The organism is Ruegeria sp. AB6 (genome assembly GCF_056542685.1).
Map to the genome: position 1 here is coordinate 473,928 of NZ_JBQGAD010000002.1, position 19,866 is coordinate 493,793.

The window sequence follows — 19,866 nt, forward strand, 5'->3', positions numbered from 1 at the left end:
GCGGGATCAGTTGCCGCTGTTGCGAGCCTCGAGCCGTTCAAGGTTAACTACTGTCGACAGCATCAATCGGTCGTGGCTCCAATCCTCGGTCTGTTGCACGGAGGCGGCACCAAAACCCAGCACGGTTGCAAAGACCAGCGTCAGGCCCAGAAACAGCACCGGAGTGCCAGAGCGGACCGAGGGAGCCTCGGCCAGCGCCATCACGCGTTGGCGCAACACGCGCTTTGCTTTGCCTCCCGTGACCAGCGCGACATTCAGAACCCGAGGGCTGCCCTTGCGCACCGTGCGGGCGCAATAGTCCAGCAGGCAAGCGGTATAGTCGCGCGCGTTGATCCCGCGGCGGGCAACCACGGATTGGTCGCAGGCCAGCTCGCGCAGACGGTCGAACTGATATTTCAGCACCAGATAGGCGGGGTTCCAGAACAGCAATGGGCGTAAAATTTCGAACCCTAGCTCCCACTCCACATCGCCCGCACGCACGTGCTGAAGCTCATGCGCCAGCGCAAAGCGCAATTCGCGCGGCGTGTCCAGCAGATGGCTGGGCAGGACAACATGGCGGCGACGAAGGCCGCGCACGGCAAAGGGCACGGCGATCCGGTCGGAGAGGCGTATATCGACCTTGGCCGAATGCCGCCACAAAAAGCTGGTCTGGATCGTTTCACGGATCGCCAGCCCATCGCGCAGGACGCGCACGGCATAGGCCGCGGCCATCACGATCACCAGACCGAAGATCGCGGACAGAACCGGATATGCACCGGAAACAAATACTTCGACCCAGCGTTCGCGTGTGTTCAAAAGCGCCTCGAATTGGGTCGCGGGCATGGCGATGTCTCCGCGCAGATAGGCGGCAACGGCGATGTCCCCCAAAGCAACGGTGCCATGGGCTGAGGTGAGTGCAAATGCCCCAATGGCCAGAACAGGGCTAAGAACGACGCAAAGGCACAGGGCCTTGAGCGCCTGAAGCTGCGCAACAAAGCCATATTGCAGCCGCGTCCGACCCATAATGGCCCGCACGACCAGCCACACCAGTGCCGCGAGGGCCAGTACGATATTCCATTCCAGATACGCGTCGAGAACCGGTTTAACCGCCGTCATTGTGCAGTCTCCTTTCTACCAGTGCTCGAATTTCCTCCAGATCGGCTTCGCTCAGGCCCGCATCGTCTACCAGGCGCGCCACCAGCGAGGCAGGCGTGTCATCGAACAATGTACGCGAGAGGTTCTGCAACGACCGTGCCTGATATTTGTCTTTCTCCAGCAGCGGCGTATAGATCAGCGTCTTGCCGTCCTTGCGGCTTTCGACGAAGCCTTTCTCGTCGAGAATCCGCAGGATGGTTGCGCCGGAGGTATAGGCCAGATTGCGTTCTGGAGGCAGACGATCAAGCACGTCACGGACCGAGCCCTGACCAAGCGCCCAGAGCTCATTCATGAACTCCAGCTCTACCTCGGTCAGAAGGTTTGTTGTCTTTTTCTTTCGCATCGGTCTTTCGTGTCGCATTTTTTAGTATGCCTGACAGACAAGCATCCTTTCGCTGTTTCGCAAAGCTCAAACTTTCCAGAAGACGAAGAATCCCCAGCCGATCGACAGGAAAAGCGGTGCCCAGACGGGCTGGCCAACCAATCCCAGCCAAGCAAGGAAGATATAGGCCGATCCCAATAGGGTGATGAACAGTCGATCCCCCAGCGTAGTGGTCAGGCCCAGAACGCCGCGCCGTTCGATCCCGTCGCGGAACTTGAACCCCTCCAGCACGCCGATCAGGGCGATGGCCGAAAAGATACCGACGAACAGCGCCAGCGTTGCGGGGGTCCAAGCCATCCAGAAATCGGGCCACAAGGGATCGGTCCAGGAAAACCCTTTTTCCTCCTGCTGGCCGACGCTGCCCCAACCGGCCTGCTGGGCAGCCGCCATCGAGGGTAGAAAGGGGAGGGTGAGAAGAAGTTTACGCATATCGAACCTCACACACGGCCCATCGCGAAACCACGCGCGATGTAGTTGCGGACAAACCAGATGACGATGGCACCGGGGATGATGGTCAATGTCCCGGCAGCGGCCAGCAGACCCAGCTCGTACCCGGCGCTGGAGGCGGTGCGGGTCATCACGGCGGCGATGGGTTTCGCCTCGACCGCTGTGAGGGTTTTGGCCAGCAGCATTTCGACCCATGAGAACATGAAGCAGAAGAACGCCGCCACGCCGACGCCCGCCTTGATGTTGGGTAGGAAAATCGTCACGAAGAAGCGCGGGAAGGAATAGCCGTCGACATAGGCGGTTTCATCCAGTTCCTTTGGGATGCCGCGCATGAAGCCTTCCAGAATCCACACCGCCAGCGGCACGTTGAACAGTGTATGCGCCAGCGCCACGGCCAGATGGGTGTCAAACAGCCCGATCGACGAATAAAGCTGGAAGAACGGCAGCGCGAACACGGCCGCCGGGGCCATCCGGTTGGTCAGCAGCCAAAAGAACAGCTGCTTGTCACCCAGAAACCGATAGCGCGAGAACGCATAGGCCGCAGGCAGGGCTACACAGACCGACAGCACGGTGTTCAGCGTCACGTAGAGGATCGAGTTGATATAGCCCCAGTACCACGTCGGATCGGTGAAGATGGTGATGTAATTTTCCAGCGTAAAGGTCTGGGGAAATAGGGAAAAGCCCGACAGGATTTCGTTCGTTGTCTTGAAGGACATCGCCACCAGCCAATAGATCGGCAGCATCAGGAACGCGATATAGAGGATCGGGATAAGAGACCGCTTCTTCATTGCGCGTCATCCTTTGTCATCAGAGTGTAGAAGACCCAGCTGACCAGCAGCGTGATGGCGAAATAGATCAGGCTCATCGCGGCTGCAGGGCCAAGGTCGAACTGTCCCAGCGCGATCTTCACAAGGTCGATCGACAGCAAGGTGGTTGAGTTGCCGGGGCCACCGCCCGTCAGAACGAAGGGCTCGGTATAGATGTTGAAACTGTCCATGAACCTCAGCAGGACGGCGATGGTCAGGACGGTTTTCATCTTGGGCAGTTGGATATAGCGGAACACCGACCAAGGGCTGGCACCGTCGATTTTGGCGGCCTGATAATAGGCATCGGGGATCGACACGAGGCCCGCATAGCACAGCAGAACAACCAGCGACGTCCAGTGCCAGACATCCATGACGACGACCGTGATCCAAGCCGACAGAGGCTGTTGCGTCATGTCATAGTTGATGCCCAGAACATCATTCAGGAAGTAGCCCAGCAGGCCGATCTTGGGCAGGGTAAAGATGTTCCACATCGAGCCGACTACGTTCCACGGGATCAGCATCGGCAGGGCCATCAGGACCAGACAGACCGGCACCCAGAAGCCTTTGCGCGGCATCGACAGGGCGACGATGATGCCGAGGGGCACCTCGATTAGCAGGATCAGGAAGGTAAACAGGAATTGCCGTCCCAAAGCAGCCTGAAAACGGTCCGAGCGCAGGATTTGCTCGAACCAGCCAAGGCCTTCCCAGAAGAACTGGTTGTTGCCAAAGGTTTCCTGCACCGAGTAGTTGACCACCGTCATCATCGGCACCAGCGCGTTGAATGCGACCAGCGCCAGCACGGGCAACACAAAGAACCACGCTTTTTGGTTTTCCGTTCTCATCAGCTGCGCTCCTCGGTTGCGATCCAGCCGTCGCGGTAGACGCGGGATTGTTCTGGTTTGAATTGCAGGAACACATGCGAACCGGGTTCCGGCACGCTGTGTTCCGTCACGGCCTTGAGCGCGGTATTGCCAACCATGGCGCTGACCACGTAGTGGCGACCAATATCCGAGACCTTGGTAACATGCGCCGGGATGCCCGTATCTCCAAAGCCCACATATTCGGGCCGGATACCCAGATCGGTGCGGCCTCCGTCGCCATGGGTTGGGCCTTCCAGCATCACCTCGTGGCCTTCGAACACCGCGCGGTCGCCTTTGGCTTCGCAGGGCAGGACATTCATGCCGGGTGAGCCGATGAAGTGACCCACAAACGTATGCTGAGGCCGCTCGAAGAGTTCAACCGGTGTGCCGATCTGCACCACTTCGCCTTCTTGCATGACAACGACTTCGTCGGCGAAAGTAAGGGCCTCGGTCTGGTCATGGGTCACATAGATCATCGTGGCTTTGACGCGCTGGTGCAGCTCTTTCAGCTTGGACCGCAGTTTCCATTTCAGGTGCGGGTCGATCACGGTCAGCGGTTCGTCAAACATCACTGCGTTCACGTCATCGCGCACCAGCCCGCGCCCCATCGAGATTTTCTGCTTGTTGTCCGGGCTCAGGCCGCTGGCGCGGGTGCTCAGCATATCCGTGACGTCCAACATCTCGGCGATCTCATCGACACGACGCTTGATCGTTGCCGGGTCTACGCCGCGGTTTTTCAGCGGAAAGGCCAGGTTTTCGCCCACAGTCATCGTGTCGTAGATCACCGGGAACTGGAAGACCTGTGCAATGTTGCGCTGGTCGGGGGGCAGGGCGGTCACATCCCGATCATCGAACAAGATTTGCCCTTCGGACGGGGTCAGCAAGCCCGAGATGATGTTCAGCAACGTGGACTTGCCGCAGCCAGACGGGCCCAACAGGGCATAGGCCCCACCATCGCGCCATGTGACGTCGATTTCCTTCAGCGCATAATCTTCGGGGCCTTTCGGCGCGGGCATATAGCTGTGTCGCAGGTTCGAAAGTTTAATCTGTGCCATGTCAGGCCACCCTTTTGCCGTCTTGGCCGAAATACCGGCAATGGGCCGGGTTCAAGTAGAAACTGTGATCTTCGCCGACTTGATAGGGATGCACGCCAGCCGCCAGCGAGACCCAATCATCCGAGCCATGCCGGAAATGCGCGCTGGAATCTGATCCCGACAGCTCGGTCACGATCACCCGGCCTGTCAGCTCGACATCTGCGTCCGATGTGCGGAACGGCGTCACCCGGTGCGGGCGCACGGCGACCATGTAATCTCCGTCAGCCATGTCCGAGACGGCCCAGCCTCCGCCACCTGCCAGTTGCGCTTGAGCGCCGGACACGGTGATTTGGGCCACGTTGATCGGCGGGTCCGAGAACACACGCGCGGCGGCGATGTTTTCAGGATTGCGATAGATATCGGCGGTGGGGCCGAATTGCGTGACGCGACCATCCTCCATCAGGGCGGTGTAGCCACCCAGAAGCAGCGCCTCTTCGGGTTCCGAGGTCGCATAGACCACGACGGCCCCGCGCCCTGCAAACAAGTCGGGCAGTTGTTCGCGCAATTCTTCGCGCAGCTTGTAGTCGAGGTTTGCCAGCGGCTCGTCCAGAAACACCGCGCGGCTTTCCTTGGCAATCGCGCGGGCGAGAGCTGTACGCTGTTGCTGACCCCCCGACAGCTCATGTGGGCGGCGATGCAGCATGGGGCGCAATTGCAGCAAGTCAGCGGCCTCTTCCACGCGGCCTTCGATCTCGGATTGCGCCATGCCTGCCACGCGCAGGGGCGAGGCAATATTGTCGAAAACTGTCATATGCGGGTAGTTCACGAAGAACTGGTGCACCAGGCTGATCTGCCGCTTTTGCGTGTTCAGCCGGGTCACATCCTGCCCGTCCATCAGCACTTTGCCCGAGGCCATCGGATCCAGCCCGGCCATCATCTTGATCAGAGAGGTCTTGCCCGATCCTGTCGCACCCAGCAGCACATTGAAATGGCCGGTCTGCAGCTTCAGGTTGGTAGGCTTGATATGAATAACGTTGCCAACCCGCTTGGTGGCGTCTTGAAGTTCGATCATGTCCGTGGGTTCCGGTCCTTCAGTGCGGCGCACTGGTCGTGGGGTGGGGATGCCGCGCACGGCACCCCCGGTTGCATTGGCTTAGTTGGCCTGCCAGCGCGCAACCAGCTCGTCATAGTTGACGGTCTGGCCCTGCGGCTTTTCGTTGTCCAACTTGGCCTTAGGCGAACCGGCTTTTTCCAGCCAGAAGGCAGGGTCCTGCGGCTCATTCAGGCGCGGGCCACAGCCGCCATAGACGTTGGCGGCCTCATCGGCGGCCTGCATCCGGGACATGGTGATGTCCATTTCCTCGGCCAGACGATCCATCGCCTCTTGCGGGGTGAAGGCGCCCGAGTTCACGTCACCGATCTGCTGCCACCAGATCTGGGCCAGCTTCGGATAGTCCGGAACATTGATGCCGGTCGGCGACCATGCCACACGATCGGGCGAGCGGTAGAACTCGACCAGACCACCTAGCTTGGGTGCGCGTTCGGTGAAGGACTCGTGGTTGACCGAGCTGTCGCGGATGAAGGTCAGACCCACGTGGGACTTCTTCACATCAACAGTCTTGGACGTCACGAACTGAGCGTACAGCCACGCGGCCTGGGCACGATCCGAGGGGGTCGATTTGAGGAACGTCCAGGAGCCCACGTCCTGATAACCAACCTTCTGACCTTCTTCCCAGTAGGGGCCATGCGGGCTGGGCGCCATCCGCCACAGCGGCGTGCCTTCGTCATCCACGGTGTTGTTGCCTTCGGACTTCGGCTTGACCATGTCGGCGGTAAAGGCGGTGTACCAGAAGATCTGCTGGGCCACGTTGCCTTGGCTGAGCGCCGGCAGCGACTGGTAGAAGTCATAGGACGCCGCACCCGGAGGCGCGTAGTTCCGCAGCCACTCATCCCATTTACGGATCGCATAAACCGCAGCCGGGCCGTTTGCAGCACCACCGCGCGAGACGGACGCACCAACTGGGTTACAGGTGCCCGCTTCCATGCGGATGCCCCATTCGTCGACGGGAACGCCGTTCGGCTCACCTACGTCGCCTGCGCCGGCCATCGAGAGCCACGCATCAGTCATACGCCACCCAAGGTCAGGCGCACGTTTGCCGTAATCCATGTGGCCATAGATCGCCACACCATCGACTTCTTTCACGTCGTTGGTGAAGAACTCGGCGATGTCTTCGTAGGCTGACCAGTTGACCGGAACGCCAAGGTCGTAGCCATACTTCTCTTTGAACGCGGCCTTGTTGGCCTCATCATCGAACCAGTCCTTGCGGAACCAGTAGAGGTTCGCGAACTGCTGGTCGGGCAGCTGGTACAGGTTTCCGTCCGGGCCAGTGGTGAACTGAATACCCATGAAGTCATCCAGATCCAATGTCGGCGATGTGGTCGCCGCCCAGTCACCGCCCATTTGTTCGGTCAGGTTATAGGCCAGTTGCAGGCGCGAATGCGTGCCGATCAGGTCGCTGTCATTGACGTAACCGTCATACAGGTTCCGGCCCGTCTGCATCTGGGTCTGCACGGCCTGAACCACTTCGCCCTCACCGAGGATCTGGTGGTTGACCTTTATGCCGGTGATCTCCTCGAATGCCTTGGTCAGCACCTCGGATTCATAGGAATGGGTCGGGATGCCCTCGGACAGGACGTTGATCTCCATGCCCGCATAGGGTTGTGCAGCTTCGATGAACCATTTCATCTCACCCATCTGTTCGTCTTTCGACAGGGTCGACGGCTGGAATTCGTCGTCGATCCAACGTGTTGCTGCGGCTTCGTCGGCCCAAGCGGTACCGTGCCCCGCAATGACGGCTGCTGCCGCCACGGCGGAAAGTAGATGTCTCCGCATCTGTCTCCTCCCAAAGATTATGGTTTCCGGCGCGAACCGGATGGCGAGGAGCATCGGCGATTTTTTGCATATGTGTCAAACTAAATTTTTAGTAAATGAAATTGACGTCGTATAATGCGTTGAAAAAAAACACTTTTCAAGTTATTGGGAGCGCAGTTACAAGACAGACAAAAGGCTGAGTGGTGGTTTGCCGCAATTGTGAGTTCGGGTTTGTCGTTGAAATCGATTCCCAGACATCCAAAGCGAAACCGGCGGACTGCACGGCGAAAAAGAGGGGGGAAATGGCAGCCCGTAGGGGAATCGAACCCCTCTTTCCAGGTTGAAAACCTGGCGTCCTAACCGATAGACGAACGGGCCATTTAAGCCGAACAAGCACAAGTGGCAGCCCGTAGGGGAATCGAACCCCTCTTTCCAGGTTGAAAACCTGGCGTCCTAACCGATAGACGAACGGGCCACGCTGGCTTGTGGAGGGCCTTTTACGGTTTACCTACACCCCCCGCAAGCCGAAAAATGCAGGGAGGGACAAGTTTTTTGGCGGGGTCGGGCGCGGGCCTAATTTGCCTCGGCTGCGTCCTCCAACCGAAGCTGCACGGATTGCCGTCCGCCCCACGTATTGACCTCGAGCCGCCCAGCAAAATGGAACCGAGCGCCACCGTGGTTGGACAGTTTTTCCCCGATTCGCCCGTCGAATGCACCGAACGCGATGGCGTCCAGACCGCTGCCCACACCATCGGACAGGGACAGTTTCAGATGTGACTCGCCTACGCGTTTGGCAAAGCGCACTTGCAGATCGGGCAGAGCATAGCGCGGGGCAGGGGCGCTGGCGCCAAACGGACCTGCCTTTTCGATCTGTTCGATCAGGTCCACAGTGGCGGCACCCGGCATCAACGTGCCGTCCAGCTTCAGGTCCGCCGGACCGCCTTCGCCCGCGCCCTGTTTGGCCAACAATTCTGACAGCCGCGCCATGGCTGGTTCCAGCTGATCGCGCATCACGGTTAGCCCTGCAGCCATCTTGTGCCCGCCACCTTTGAGCAGCAGCCCTTCGGCAGCCAGACGCTGGATCGAAGCCCCCAGATCGACGCCCGAAACCGAGCGACCCGAGCCCTTGCCTTCATCCCCGTCAAAGCCGATCACGATGGCTGGGCGGTTCGCGGCCTCTTTCAGACGCGACGCAACGATGCCAACGACGCCGGGATGCCAGCCCTCACCAGCGGCCCAGACAAGGGGGGCGTCCACTCCTCGTTCCTCGGCCTGTTCCATGGCGGCTGCGCGTACGGTGTTTTCGATATCGCGGCGCTCGGTATTCAGTTCGTCCAAGCGCTGCGACAGGGCCTCGGCCTCGTGCATCGAATCGGTGCTGAGCAACCGCGCTCCCAGATCGGCCTGGCCAATGCGTCCGCCCGCGTTCACGCGCGGTCCCAGCATGAACCCAAGGTGATAGCTGTTGGGGGCCGAATCCATCCGCGCCACGTCCGAAAGGGCCACCAGACCGGGCCGCTGCCGCTGTGCCATCACCTTCAGCCCCTGACGCACCAGCGCGCGGTTCGCCCCGATCAGAGGAGCGACATCTGCCACGGTCGCCAGCGCCACCAAATCCAGCAGAGAGATCAGGTCCGGTCCCTTGACCCCGGCCTCACGCAGTTGCCGCCCGGCCTCGACCAGCATTAAGAACACGACGCCCGCAGCGCAGAGATAGCCCAGATCGCCGCTTTCATCCTGCCGGTTCGGGTTCACCACGGCCACGCATTCGGGCAGGGTCTCGCCGCCCAAATGGTGATCCAGCACGATTACATCCGCGCCCTTGGCTGCCGCGATCGGTTCATGGCTCAGCGTGCCGCAATCGACGCAGATGATCAGGTCGTGACGGGCGGCCAGCTCTTCCATTGCGGGCACATTGGGGCCATAGCCTTCATCAATCCGGTCGGGCACGTACAGCGTCGCCTGCAACCCCATCTGCCGCAGCCAGACCAAAAGCAACGCCGCAGAACTGCCGCCGTCCACATCATAGTCCGCAAAAACAGCAATCCGCTGCTTGGCTCGCACCGCCGTCAGAAACCGGGTGGCTGCGATCTCCATATCCTTCATGTCACGCGGATCGGGCAGCAGTTCCTTAAGCTTGGGCTCCAGGAAACCGGGAACCTCCATCGCGGGAACGCCACGGACCGCCAGCACCTGGCAAACAGCACGCGGCAGCCCAGCCTGTTGCACCAGCATCTCGGTTGCGCGTTCCACATCCGCCGAGGGGCCGACCCACCGCCGCCCGGACAAAGACTGTTCAACCCCAAGAAAGCTCATGACCCGCCCCTGATATGCCAAGGCCGGATACCTTTCGGACCCGGCCCTTCTTCTCGTTCAAAATACGACCGCCGGAGGCCGCGGCGCAAGCCGCTAGTTGTCGTGCGACCACAGAGGGGTGCGATAGGACATGCGCCGAACCGATCCGGTCTTAGACCGCATCAGCAGGGTGGTGGTTTCCAGCCAACCCGGCTCGCGCTTGATGCGCGGCAACAGCGACCCGCCGGTCACGCCGGTTGCGGCGAAGATCACGTCGGCTGTCACCATCTCATCGCGTTCGTAGATACGGTCCAGATCGGTGATGCCCGCCTTGGCGGCACGGCCACGTTCGTCATCGTTGCGGAACAGCAGGCGGCCAAAGATCTGCCCACCCATGCATTTCAAGGCCGCTGCAGCCAGCACACCCTCAGGTGCGCCGCCTTGGCCCATATACATGTCGATGCCGGTCTCTTCACTTTCGGCGCAATGCATCACACCGGCCACATCCCCATCGGTGATCAGACGGATCGAGGCGCCCGTCTCGCGTACTTCGGCGATCATCGCCTCGTGCCGGGGGCGTTCCAGAATGCAAACTGTAATGTCAGCGGGCGCGCAGCCCTTGGCTTTGGCCAGAGCCTCGACCCGTTCGCGCGGGCTCATGTCCAGATTCACGACGCCTTCGGGATAGCCCGGACCCACGGCCAGCTTGTCCATGTAAACGTCGGGCGCATGCAGCATCGAGCCGCGGGGGCCCATCGCAATCACGGTCAGCGCGTTGGGCATGTCCTTGGCGGTCAGGGTGGTGCCTTCCAGCGGGTCCAGCGCGATGTCCACGCCGGGGCCATTACCGGTACCGACCTCTTCACCGATATAAAGCATCGGCGCTTCGTCCCGCTCGCCTTCGCCGATGACCACGACGCCTGCGATATCTAGCAGGTTCAACTGTTCGCGCATCGCGTTGACCGCTGCTTGATCGGCTGCCTTCTCGTCACCACGTCCCACCAGCGAGGCAGAGGCCAGAGCAGCCTGTTCCGCAACCCGCGCCAGGCCCAGCGACAGCAGTCGGTCGTTGAAATCAATCTTGGCAGCACTCATTTTCACTATCCTCAGGTCAGTATAGGCGTTTTCTTGGGCATAGCCTGCGGCCTAGTCAGGCCGCAAGGGTCAAACCTCTTCAATGCGCAGCGCGACCGGTTCGCCCGAGACCACATCGGTGTCGCGGAACCCATCCAATGCCACGTCCAAAGTGGCCCGTGTTGTCTTGTGCGTGACGATCAGGACCGGCGCGGTGCTTTCGGAATGGCCATATTGGCGCATCCGGTCGATCGACACACCGGCATCGCCCAGAATGGCAGCCACTTTCGCCAGCGCGCCGGGTTTGTCGAACAGCGCAAGACGCAGGTAGTAAGGGGCAGGCAGGCCGGTGATCGCCGGTGCCGCATCCTGCAACGAGGTCGCGGGCCGGCCAAAGGTCGGGATTTGCAACCCTCGCGCCAGATCGCAGACATCGCCCATCACGGCACTAGCCGTGGGGCCTTCGCCCGCGCCGGGGCCGCGCAGAACAACTTGGTCAACTGAGTCGCCCTCGATCACCACCATGTTGGTGCCGCCTTCCAGTTGCCCCAGCGCCGAGCCGCTGGGTACAAGGCAGGGCTGCATCCGTTGGACCAGCCCACGCGCGGTTTTCTGCGCCACACCTAGCAGCTTGATGCGATAGCCCATGTCGTCGGCCTGATGGATGTCATCGAGGCTGATCTGCTGAATGCCCTCAATCTCGATCCCGTCGAAGTTGGGTTTGGTGCCGAAGGCAATCGACGACAGCAGCGCCAGTTTATGTGCCGCGTCGATGCCGCCGACATCCAGATTTGGATCAGCTTCGAGGTACCCCAGCTGGGCGCATTCTTCGAACAGGGCGTTATAGCCCAGCTCCTGCGATTGCATCCGGGTCAGAATATAGTTGCAGGTGCCGTTCATCACGCCCATGACGCGGGTGATCTCATTGCCTGCAAGACCTTCGGTCAGGGATTTGATCACCGGGATACCGCCTGCAACGGCGGCCTCGAACCGGATAACGCGCCCGGCGGCCTCGGCCTTTTCGGCCAGCTCTTGCCCGTGGATCGCCAGCAGGGCCTTGTTTGCGGTGACGACATCCTTGCCACTGGCCAGCGCCGCCTCGACCGAGGCTTTGGCGGGGCCGTTTTCACCGCCCATCAGCTCGACATAGACGTCGATATCGTCCCGTTGTGCCAAGGCGACAGGGTCGGTTTCCCAGGCATAGCCCGACAGGTTCACGCCGCGATCCTTGGACGCGTCGCGTGCCGAAACAGCGGTGATTTCGATGGGACGGCCGGTGCGTGCTTGCAGCAAATCCGCATGTTGCCGCACGATCTTGACGACACCCACGCCGACCGTTCCCAAGCCCGCAATTCCAAGCCGCAGCGCCTGTGTCATCCCGTGGGTTCCTTTCGCTCGAATTCATCGCCTGTCGGGCCTTGCCCGTTCTCCGCTGCCTTAGCGGGTTCGGCGCGAGGGTGCAATGCGTCCCGAGCCAGGCCAACAAGGGATTTTGACGACGTTCAGTTGATTTCTGCGTTCTGCAGTTGATCCGCCTTGTTTTCCAGCGCTTCGCGGCGGGCGTTCAGCTCTTCTTCGACCTCGGCGGCTTCGCTGACGGGGTCGACTGGCGGGCCCAGATTCTGCTGCAACGCGATCAGCTTGGGATAGCGTGCCTTTTTCACGTTGGTGGGTTCCTCTCCCTCCAATTCCGGGAAGTTTGCACAGGCTGCGCAAGCCAGCACAGCGATCAGAAATGGCAGGGGTTTCATTCAGAACCCTTTCGAACAGGACTGCTCCAGTGATGCCTCTTTTGCGACGGCGGTTCAAGCGGGGTTCTATCTGAACATCTGTTCAGATATTGTTGAGTTATGGCACGCACGCAAGGTTCACATTCCGATATCACTGGCCCCCGCATTCGCAAGGCGGCGCTGGCTTTGTTTGCTCGCCACGGCTATGCAGCGGTGTCAATGCGCCAGATCGCGGCCGAAGTCGGTGTGCAGGCCGGTGCGCTGTATAACTACACACCCGACAAGCAGAGCCTTCTATACAGGCTGATGTCCGACCACATGCAGGACCTTCTGACAGCCTATGGCGCGCTGGATCCCGCAGGTGATGCCATTGAGGCCCTGCGCCGCTTTGTCGGCTTCCATATCCGGTTTCACCTGCAACGCCCCGATGAGGTCTTCATCGCCTATATGGAACTGCGCAATCTGACCCCCGAGAATTTTGCCGAGATTGAGGCTCTGCGCCGCAGCTATGAGGATTCGCTGGAGACAATTCTGCAAGACGGTCAGCGGGCAGGGCAGTTTGACATCGCGGATACCAAGATCGCCACGTTGGCCGTGATCGCAATGCTGAATGGCGTGATGACCTGGTATCGCGCGGGCGGGCGTTTGTCGCTGGACGAGGTCGAGCGGATTTATTGGGATATGGTGCGACGCTCGGTCAGTGCGCGGGGCGAATGAAGGTGCCGTTTTGCAGCTCTCGAAAGGCCTGCTCCAGTTCGGCGCGCGTGTTCATGACGATGGGTCCGTGCCACGCCACCGGCTCGTCGATCGGAGCACCTGAGATCAGCAGGAAACGGACCCCATCCGGCCCGGCCTGAACCGTGACCTCATCCCCGGTTCCAAACCGCACCAATGTGCGATCGCCGGACATGTCGCGGATATTGACCTCTTGCCCTGCGACCTCTTTCTCCAGCAAGACGCCAGTGGGTTGCGAGGCATCGGCGAAGGCCGCCTGTCCCTGAAACACATAGGCAAAAGCGCGGCGATAGGTGTCGACGCGAAAGGTCTTTTTCACGCCCGCCGGGATCTGGATATCGAGATATTGCGGGTCAGCGGCGATGCCGTCTACCGGGCCGGTTTTGCCCCAGAACTCACCAACAATGACGCGAACCTTGGTGCCGTCATCATCCGTGATTTCGGGGATCTCTTTGCTTTCCACATCCTGGTACCGCGGTGCCGTCATTTTCTGGGCTGAGGGCAGGTTGCCCCACAGTTGAAACCCGTGCATCTGCCCAGAGCTGTTTCCTTTGGGCATTTCCTGATGCAGAATGCCGGACCCGGCGGTCATCCACTGTACGTCGCCCGCGCCCAAGGTGCCGGTGTTGCCCAGAGAATCCGAATGCTCGACTGTGCCGGACAGCACATAGGTGATCGTCTCTATCCCGCGGTGGGGGTGCCATGGAAAACCGGCCATGTAGTCCTGAGGACGTTCATTTCGGAAATCATCGAAGAGCAGGAAGGGGTCCAATTCGGACGGGTCCTGAAACCCGAATGCGCGGTGCAATTTGACGCCCGCGCCTTCCATCGTTGGCATGGCTTTTCTGGTCTCCAGCGTGGGTCTAAGCGACATATGGGCCTCCTGTATCTCATGCGAACCATGTATCGCGCGGGTAAGGTTCGTCAATTTGCAGTCGGGCACGGGACCTGTGCGCAAAAATGCAATGCACCGCCCTCTGTCCTTCGTCAGCGAAAGCGGCTACATCCGGTCAAACGACCGCGGGGATATGACGATGCAGCAAGAGGTACTGGCCACTGTAAGGGCTTCAACACCAAGACGTTGGCTTGGCGTTGGCATGTTGGCTGTGGTTGGAGCGCTGGTTCTCTATGTGGCAGCGGCAACCCCGCCAGAGCCGGCCTGGCAGGTGTTTCTGGTCTTGGTTGGAATCGCGGCATTCTGGCTGGCGCACCGTATGTGGACTGCAACTGCCGACTGGATCGAGTTGACCAAAACCGAGATGCGTACAGGGTCAGGGCGCGTTATCGCTTATGTCGACAGTATCGAGGCCGTGGATCGCGGGGTCTTTGCGTTCAAGCCCTCAAACGGCTTTTTGGTTCGCACGAAAGAGGGTCAGGCGAACGCCTGGGCACCGGGACTTTGGTGGCGTCTAGGCCGTCGGGTTGGCATCGGCGGCATGACATCCGCCGCCGAAACCAAATTCATGTCTGAGGCGCTTTCTATCTTGCTTATGAACAGACCGGCTGAGGGCCAAGGTTCTGCGCAATAGCGTTCGTAAAACGCGGACGAGTGAATACAAAATTTTCGAAGGTTGAATCGTCGCTTACCCAATCCCCGATGACTGCGGCGCCACCAAAGGCCGGATCGAAGTCATTTGAGGTTTCAACGATGATAAGTGTGTCCTGATCCGGCATCGGCGGCAAAGAGCCGCTAATGCTGGTGATGTTGTCATTGTCCAATTGATCGCAGAAGCCGCGAATGGCGGACCAGTCTACATAATGTCGTGCATCGCCTTCATCATACCTGACCAGCGAAATGCGAACACGTAGTGGCGTACCATTGTCGACCATACGCTCCATCAATTCCTGCATGGAGTCTACGTATGTATCCGTAACCTCTGACGTTTCCCTTGAGATCAGATCTCCAACGGTATAGGCGGCCCGAAGGTTGGCGGCGCTTTGCCGGAAACCGTCGAAAAACGTGTAGGTGCCGGTGACCGTCCAGAACAGCATCGGAAAGACCAGAACAGCCTCGACCGACAGGGCACCACGTTCGTCACGGGCTTTGCGGTTTAATAGGTTTCGAACTTTTGCAAGCAGGGTCATGGGACTATCAAGGCTCCTGAACAAATGCTGTGGTGGCGGTCAGAGCGATCTGGCCCCTGTCGTCAGACAAAGCGCGGCCCATCAACGAAGTGGGGAATACGGGGTCCACTTTTGCGCAGGCCCGCAAAATCATCAGCTCGTTTGACAGGCCCGGTGTAAACTCGCGCACAGGTCTGGCTTCTTCCGAGTTGTCGGTGCAGTCAGGCGTTTGCGGCAAGACAACTCCGGTGAATGCGCTCTGCACGATCATCTCAAGACGCATGTTGTCTTGGCAGTTCTTGATAACCAGGGTCCGTTCGCAGATCGAATCCTTGATGGAATCATGTGTAGGGGCCGTGCCGGTTCCCAAGCGCACGTCCCTTACGGATTGATCCACAGCGCGTTCCAACATCGCCTGCTGGAGCGTGACCAGCGAATACTCCGTCGCGCTCAGGATGAAGAAGATGAATGCAGGAAACAGGAGTGCGAATTCGAGTGTGATCGATCCGTTTTCAGACTTTCTAAAAAGCCGTAGTTTTTTGAATGCTCGATGTGTCATTGAGTCAACCTCAACTTTTTGATCGACGATGCGATCGAGGCGAATGCCTCTTCCAAAGAGATACCTTCGGGATCATCAAACTCGTCGACTTCATAGACATGGCTGTCGGAACTTGCGCAATTCTTGATCGTAGTCAGACCCGCCGCGGGGGCTTCAAAGGCGATACCGTAGATAATCGTGCCCTTGTTCTTGGCCGCGGCGCAGATATTGGTTGTGCGCGTATTCTTGCTGGACGCCCCTGTCGAGCGGAAGGCGTTGTTGTACCAGTTGGTGCGGTGGTTGTTCTGCCAGCGGTAGTTGTTTACCGCGTTCCAGTACAGGGATGCCTGATTAAACAGTTGGGGGTATGTCAGGCGAGTGGCCCGACCTGGTTCGTTGTCACCAAAAGGGTGATCGCGGAAAACGCCTTGGCGTGTCCAGAAATAAGTGGGCGGGTTGCTGGAAACGCGGGTGCTGTATTCACCTCGTTGGCCGTTGAAATGAACGTAGTTGGGGTTGTACCAGACGTTCGAGTTACCGCTGCGCAGGTCCGAGCGTAAACGGAATTGCGAGGTGTTCTGGCCGTCGGTCATAACAATCACGATTTTCAGAACATCTTCTTCGTATCCCAGCGGGCGGTTGCTGAATTTTGCCGGGACGTTGCCGTCGGTCGACAGATCGCTGACGACATCCTGGAAGGCAGGGTCCAGCAATGCCGTACCCCATTTCATGCCGACGTCAATCGAGGTGTTCCCGGTCGCCGTCAGGGCATCAATTCGGTTGTGCAATACGGTAATGTCGTCCGTGACAGGCGTAATCTCGCTCCCAGCGCGGACCGGGCAAACAGGGGCACTGATCGGGTTTTCCGAGTTCGTGAAAACGTCGAAATGTCCGGTGCGTTCCAACGCCGTTGCCGGGTCAAGGGCTGCTTGCTGGAACTGAGTCGAAGTGAAGTTAACGCAATGCGAAAAGCTGTGTTCGCTTGAGACATTGGTGAACTTGTCCAAAATGTCAGCACCCGCGTTCACCTGAGTGGCATAGGGGATGATTGACATCGAAATCTCGCTGCCTTCCTGCTTTTGCAGCATCAGCGTGACAAATTCCTTTGCCGCATCCCTGAGAACCTCAATCTTGGTCTTGTTTGGTTCGGCTGAATCTTCGTTCATGGACCCGGACATATCCAGAACCAACGAGATTTCGACAGCGCCGATGGATTCCTCGGCGGTACTTGCCGCAACGGCCGTGAGTTGTTTGACACCCGAGAACCGCATGAAATGAGTGGGAACGACGGTCTGCGCTCTGGCAGAAACTCGACGAGACCCTAAGCCTTCCTCGACAACGGGTTCTCCGACCAGTTTATCTCCAAGCCCGGCCTTTTCCAGATAAGAAACCACGACCGCTTTCGGAGGCAGTTGCTGATCAAGATCCGCGGCTGCCAGAACGGCGCGGTCCAACGTGGACTGAAGGTTCGCGCGATCTCGCTCAAAGTTCATCAGGTCAACGCCCATACCGGTCGTTGCCAAAATGACAAGGAAACCCAGCAGCACAAAAATGGTGAATGCACCGTCTTCTCGCTGCGCGAAATGACGAGCTAAAGGAATTTGTCGACCAAAAAACGTTTTGCCGCCGTGACGTGCGTGTTCAATCATTATGCAGACCTCGTTGAGCAGACATCCCAAGCTGCTAGGAAAAAGATAACGCATGGAAATTACTGGTGAAACGTGGCGGGAATTGGGCGAAACGGCCCCCCTTTAGGCCCTTTTGGGGGCAAATGGAGGATAATTTATCGAACACGTGTCGCTCTGTTTTCCCGCTGGCGACAATCGCGTTGGCGCTGACGATCCCTCGCGACTCAGCGGGGGTTCAACAAGATGTGCAGAAAATTTCGACTTTTATTTCTGCTTAAATATTGATCGTTTAAGTAAGGGGTGCGACAAAACGTCAGAACGCCAGTCGTTCGTTGGCACGGAGGTATAGATGACGGCCATTAATGAACCAAGTTTTCGTGAGAGTGTTGATTTGATGTTCAACAGGGCGGCGTCCCTGATGGATTTGCCCCCCGGACTTGAAGAAAAGATACGTGTCTGCAATGCCACCTACACTGTTCGTTTCGGTGTGCGCCTACGTGGCGACATACACACCTTCACCGGATACAGATCGGTTCATTCCGAGCATATGGAACCCGTGAAAGGCGGTATCCGCTATGCGCTGGCCGTAAATCAGGACGAGGTCGAGGCGCTGGCTGCGCTGATGACTTATAAATGTGCCTTGGTAGAAACGCCGTTTGGCGGCTCGAAAGGCGGGCTATGCATCGACCCGCGCAAGTATGAAGAGCATGAGCTTGAGCAGATCACTCGGCGCTTCGCCTATGAATTGGCCAAGCGGGACCTAATCAACCCGTCTCAGAACGTTCCGGCCCCCGACATGGGTACAGGTGAGCGGGAGATGGCCTGGATGGCCGACCAATATGCGCGGATGAACACCACCGATATCAACGCGCGCGCTTGTGTAACTGGCAAGCCGCTGAACGCAGGTGGTATCGCCGGGCGGGTCGAGGCAACGGGGCGCGGAGTGCAATACGCGCTGCGCGAGTTCTTCCGCCACCCGGAAGATATCCAGAAGGCGGGCCTATCAGGGAAGTTGGAAGGCAAGCGGGTGATCATTCAGGGGTTGGGTAACGTGGGCTATCACGCGGCTAAATTCCTGAGCGAAGAGGACGGAGCGATTGTCACCGGCATCATAGAGTGGGATGGCGCGCTATATAACCCTGATGGGATCGACGTTGAATCCGTTCGGCAGTGGATCGTCAAACATGGCGGCGTCAAGGGTTACCCGGACGCGACCCATTCCGCCGAAGGCTCGGCAGTGCTGGAACAAGAATGCGATATCCTCATCCCGGCGGCGCTGGAAGGCGTGATCAACCTGGAAAACGCTGATCGCATCAAGGCCCCGCTGATCATCGAGGCGGCCAACGGCCCTGTGACGGCGGGCGCGGACGAGATTCTGCGCAAGAAAGGCACCGTGATCATCCCGGATATGTATGCCAACGCAGGTGGTGTGACGGTCTCGTATTTCGAGTGGGTCAAGAACCTCAGCCATATCCGCTTTGGCCGGATGCAGCGCCGGCAGGAAGAGGCGCGGCACGAACTGATCGTCAGCGAACTGGAGCGTCTGGACCGGTATCTGGGCGATGCCTGGTCGATGTCACCGGACTTCAAGGCCAAGTACCTGAAAGGTGCGGATGAGCTTGAGCTAGTGCGCTCGGGCCTCGATGACACGATGCGGATTGCGTATCAATCCATGCGTGAGGTTTGGCATAGCCGCGATGATGTCGAAGACCTGCGCACAGCTGCGTATATCGTGGCGATCGACCGGGTCTCGAAAAGCTATCGCGCTAAAGGGCTGTGATGTCAGCGCAGGGGCGGCCTTGGGTCGCCCCTGTGCAACACGAAGGCGCGAGGTGCAAAACGGCGATGGCGGGATGGGTTTGCCGGGGATAGACTGCCGGAACAGAAACGAATCCCGGAGACCTACATGTTGCGTATCGCCGTTGCGGCCCTTGTACTGGCTACCCCTCTGGCCGCTCAGGAAACCAAGGAACAAAGCTGCAAGTTTCAAGCCGACGTCGTGGCCGCCATTCAGCAGGCGCGGCTGGACCGGGTGAAGGAACGCGACGTGCCGCAGGCTGTCGCCGATGCAGGGCCCACCTGGCCAGAAAATTACAATGCGGCTATCCCTCTGATCACGCCCTGGGTCTATGAGCAAAAGATGCGCGACGTGCGCAAGAAAGACCTTGGTGCCGCCTGGCTGGAGCTGTGCTTGCAACAATAATCCACAGGTCCGCCATTTCCCTGTGGACAACCGCGCGCCATCCCCTTGGCGCGCGTTTTCATTT

At 59.2% G+C, this 19,866-nt stretch carries 20 protein-coding genes and 2 tRNA genes; 4 read left to right on the forward strand and 18 right to left on the reverse strand.

Annotated features, from left to right (window positions below; genetic code table 11):
* Positions 1–6: 6 nt before the first annotated feature.
* From ACR0DB_RS06435 to ACR0DB_RS06500, 14 genes are all read right to left on the reverse strand, one after another.
* On the reverse strand, positions 7–1,095 hold the full coding sequence (locus tag ACR0DB_RS06435) for a M56 family metallopeptidase (protein ID WP_170784292.1): 1,089 nt from the start codon (positions 1,093–1,095) through the stop codon (positions 7–9).
* Positions 1,082–1,477 (reverse strand): BlaI/MecI/CopY family transcriptional regulator, encoded by a 396-nt coding sequence (locus tag ACR0DB_RS06440; protein ID WP_170769322.1) that lies wholly within the window; start codon positions 1,475–1,477, stop codon positions 1,082–1,084. Before ACR0DB_RS06440 ends, ACR0DB_RS06435 begins: the two co-directional genes overlap by 14 nt.
* 66 nt (positions 1,478–1,543) lie before the next feature.
* Positions 1,544–1,945 (reverse strand): DUF2160 domain-containing protein, encoded by a 402-nt coding sequence (locus ACR0DB_RS06445; RefSeq protein ID WP_170769323.1) that lies wholly within the window; start codon positions 1,943–1,945, stop codon positions 1,544–1,546.
* An 8-nt stretch (positions 1,946–1,953) separates the two neighbouring features.
* Positions 1,954–2,751 carry a carbohydrate ABC transporter permease gene (locus ACR0DB_RS06450; protein WP_480472568.1) on the reverse strand — a complete coding sequence of 266 codons (798 nt, stop codon included), beginning with the start codon at positions 2,749–2,751 and terminating at the stop codon, positions 1,954–1,956.
* Complete coding sequence (locus ACR0DB_RS06455; RefSeq protein WP_085807799.1) at positions 2,748–3,611, reverse strand: carbohydrate ABC transporter permease; 864 nt, start codon at positions 3,609–3,611, stop codon at positions 2,748–2,750. Before ACR0DB_RS06455 ends, ACR0DB_RS06450 begins: the two co-directional genes overlap by 4 nt.
* Positions 3,611–4,684: an ABC transporter ATP-binding protein gene (locus ACR0DB_RS06460; RefSeq protein ID WP_480549593.1), complete on the reverse strand. Its 1,074-nt coding sequence runs from the start codon at positions 4,682–4,684 to the stop codon at positions 3,611–3,613. Before ACR0DB_RS06460 ends, ACR0DB_RS06455 begins: the two co-directional genes overlap by 1 nt.
* A 1-nt stretch (position 4,685) precedes the next feature.
* Positions 4,686–5,735: an ABC transporter ATP-binding protein gene (locus tag ACR0DB_RS06465; protein ID WP_480549595.1), complete on the reverse strand. Its 1,050-nt coding sequence runs from the start codon at positions 5,733–5,735 to the stop codon at positions 4,686–4,688.
* Positions 5,736–5,816: 81 nt separating this feature from the next.
* Positions 5,817–7,556: an ABC transporter substrate-binding protein gene (locus tag ACR0DB_RS06470; protein WP_480549597.1), complete on the reverse strand. Its 1,740-nt coding sequence runs from the start codon at positions 7,554–7,556 to the stop codon at positions 5,817–5,819.
* A gap of 282 nt (positions 7,557–7,838) precedes the next feature.
* Positions 7,839–7,913: transfer RNA gene (locus tag ACR0DB_RS06475), tRNA-Glu, on the reverse strand.
* A gap of 22 nt (positions 7,914–7,935) precedes the next feature.
* Positions 7,936–8,010 (reverse strand) — tRNA-Glu (locus tag ACR0DB_RS06480).
* Positions 8,011–8,108: 98 nt separating this feature from the next.
* Positions 8,109–9,851 (reverse strand): single-stranded-DNA-specific exonuclease RecJ, encoded by a 1,743-nt coding sequence (recJ, locus tag ACR0DB_RS06485; RefSeq protein WP_480549599.1) that lies wholly within the window; start codon positions 9,849–9,851, stop codon positions 8,109–8,111.
* A gap of 93 nt (positions 9,852–9,944) precedes the next feature.
* The gene (gene glpX / locus ACR0DB_RS06490; protein ID WP_170352726.1) at positions 9,945–10,925 is read right to left on the reverse strand and encodes a class II fructose-bisphosphatase; all 981 of its coding nucleotides are present in this window, start codon (positions 10,923–10,925) and stop codon (positions 9,945–9,947) included.
* A gap of 69 nt (positions 10,926–10,994) precedes the next feature.
* Positions 10,995–12,281: a homoserine dehydrogenase gene (locus ACR0DB_RS06495; RefSeq protein ID WP_480549601.1), complete on the reverse strand. Its 1,287-nt coding sequence runs from the start codon at positions 12,279–12,281 to the stop codon at positions 10,995–10,997.
* Positions 12,282–12,406: 125 nt separating this feature from the next.
* Entirely contained in the window at positions 12,407–12,655 is a 249-nt protein-coding gene (locus ACR0DB_RS06500) for a hypothetical protein (protein WP_170769332.1), read from the reverse strand.
* Between the two features lie 99 nt (positions 12,656–12,754).
* Between ACR0DB_RS06500 and ACR0DB_RS06505 the strand changes: the two genes are divergently transcribed.
* Complete coding sequence (locus ACR0DB_RS06505; RefSeq protein WP_480549603.1) at positions 12,755–13,351, forward strand: TetR/AcrR family transcriptional regulator; 597 nt, start codon at positions 12,755–12,757, stop codon at positions 13,349–13,351.
* Here the strand turns inward: ACR0DB_RS06505 and ACR0DB_RS06510 are convergent.
* Positions 13,332–14,243 carry a pirin family protein gene (locus ACR0DB_RS06510; RefSeq protein WP_170769334.1) on the reverse strand — a complete coding sequence of 304 codons (912 nt, stop codon included), beginning with the start codon at positions 14,241–14,243 and terminating at the stop codon, positions 13,332–13,334. The two genes, ACR0DB_RS06505 and ACR0DB_RS06510, sit on opposite strands and share 20 nt — an antisense overlap.
* Positions 14,244–14,334: 91 nt before the next feature.
* Between ACR0DB_RS06510 and ACR0DB_RS06515 the strand changes: the two genes are divergently transcribed.
* Positions 14,335–14,898, forward strand: coding sequence for a hypothetical protein (locus ACR0DB_RS06515; RefSeq protein WP_336510144.1), 564 nt, complete (start codon positions 14,335–14,337; stop codon positions 14,896–14,898).
* Here ACR0DB_RS06515 and ACR0DB_RS06520 read toward each other — a convergent pair.
* The 3 genes from ACR0DB_RS06520 to ACR0DB_RS06530 are packed head-to-tail and all read right to left on the reverse strand — an operon-like array spanning position 14,858 to position 17,620.
* On the reverse strand, positions 14,858–15,454 hold the full coding sequence (locus ACR0DB_RS06520; RefSeq protein ID WP_170784309.1) for a TadE/TadG family type IV pilus assembly protein: 597 nt from the start codon (positions 15,452–15,454) through the stop codon (positions 14,858–14,860). The genes ACR0DB_RS06515 and ACR0DB_RS06520 overlap by 41 nt on opposite strands.
* Before the next feature lie 7 nt (positions 15,455–15,461).
* Entirely contained in the window at positions 15,462–15,992 is a 531-nt protein-coding gene (locus ACR0DB_RS06525) for a TadE/TadG family type IV pilus assembly protein (RefSeq protein ID WP_170769336.1), read from the reverse strand.
* Positions 15,989–17,620, reverse strand: coding sequence for a TadE/TadG family type IV pilus assembly protein (locus ACR0DB_RS06530; protein ID WP_170769337.1), 1,632 nt, complete (start codon positions 17,618–17,620; stop codon positions 15,989–15,991). Before ACR0DB_RS06530 ends, ACR0DB_RS06525 begins: the two co-directional genes overlap by 4 nt.
* Before the next feature lie 328 nt (positions 17,621–17,948).
* On the opposite strand from ACR0DB_RS06530, the gene ACR0DB_RS06535 reads away from it, so the two are divergent.
* Positions 17,949–19,379 carry a Glu/Leu/Phe/Val family dehydrogenase gene (locus ACR0DB_RS06535; protein ID WP_170769338.1) on the forward strand — a complete coding sequence of 477 codons (1,431 nt, stop codon included), beginning with the start codon at positions 17,949–17,951 and terminating at the stop codon, positions 19,377–19,379.
* A gap of 126 nt (positions 19,380–19,505) precedes the next feature.
* On the forward strand, positions 19,506–19,802 hold the full coding sequence (locus ACR0DB_RS06540; protein ID WP_170769339.1) for a hypothetical protein: 297 nt from the start codon (positions 19,506–19,508) through the stop codon (positions 19,800–19,802).
* Positions 19,803–19,866 lie beyond the last annotated feature (64 nt).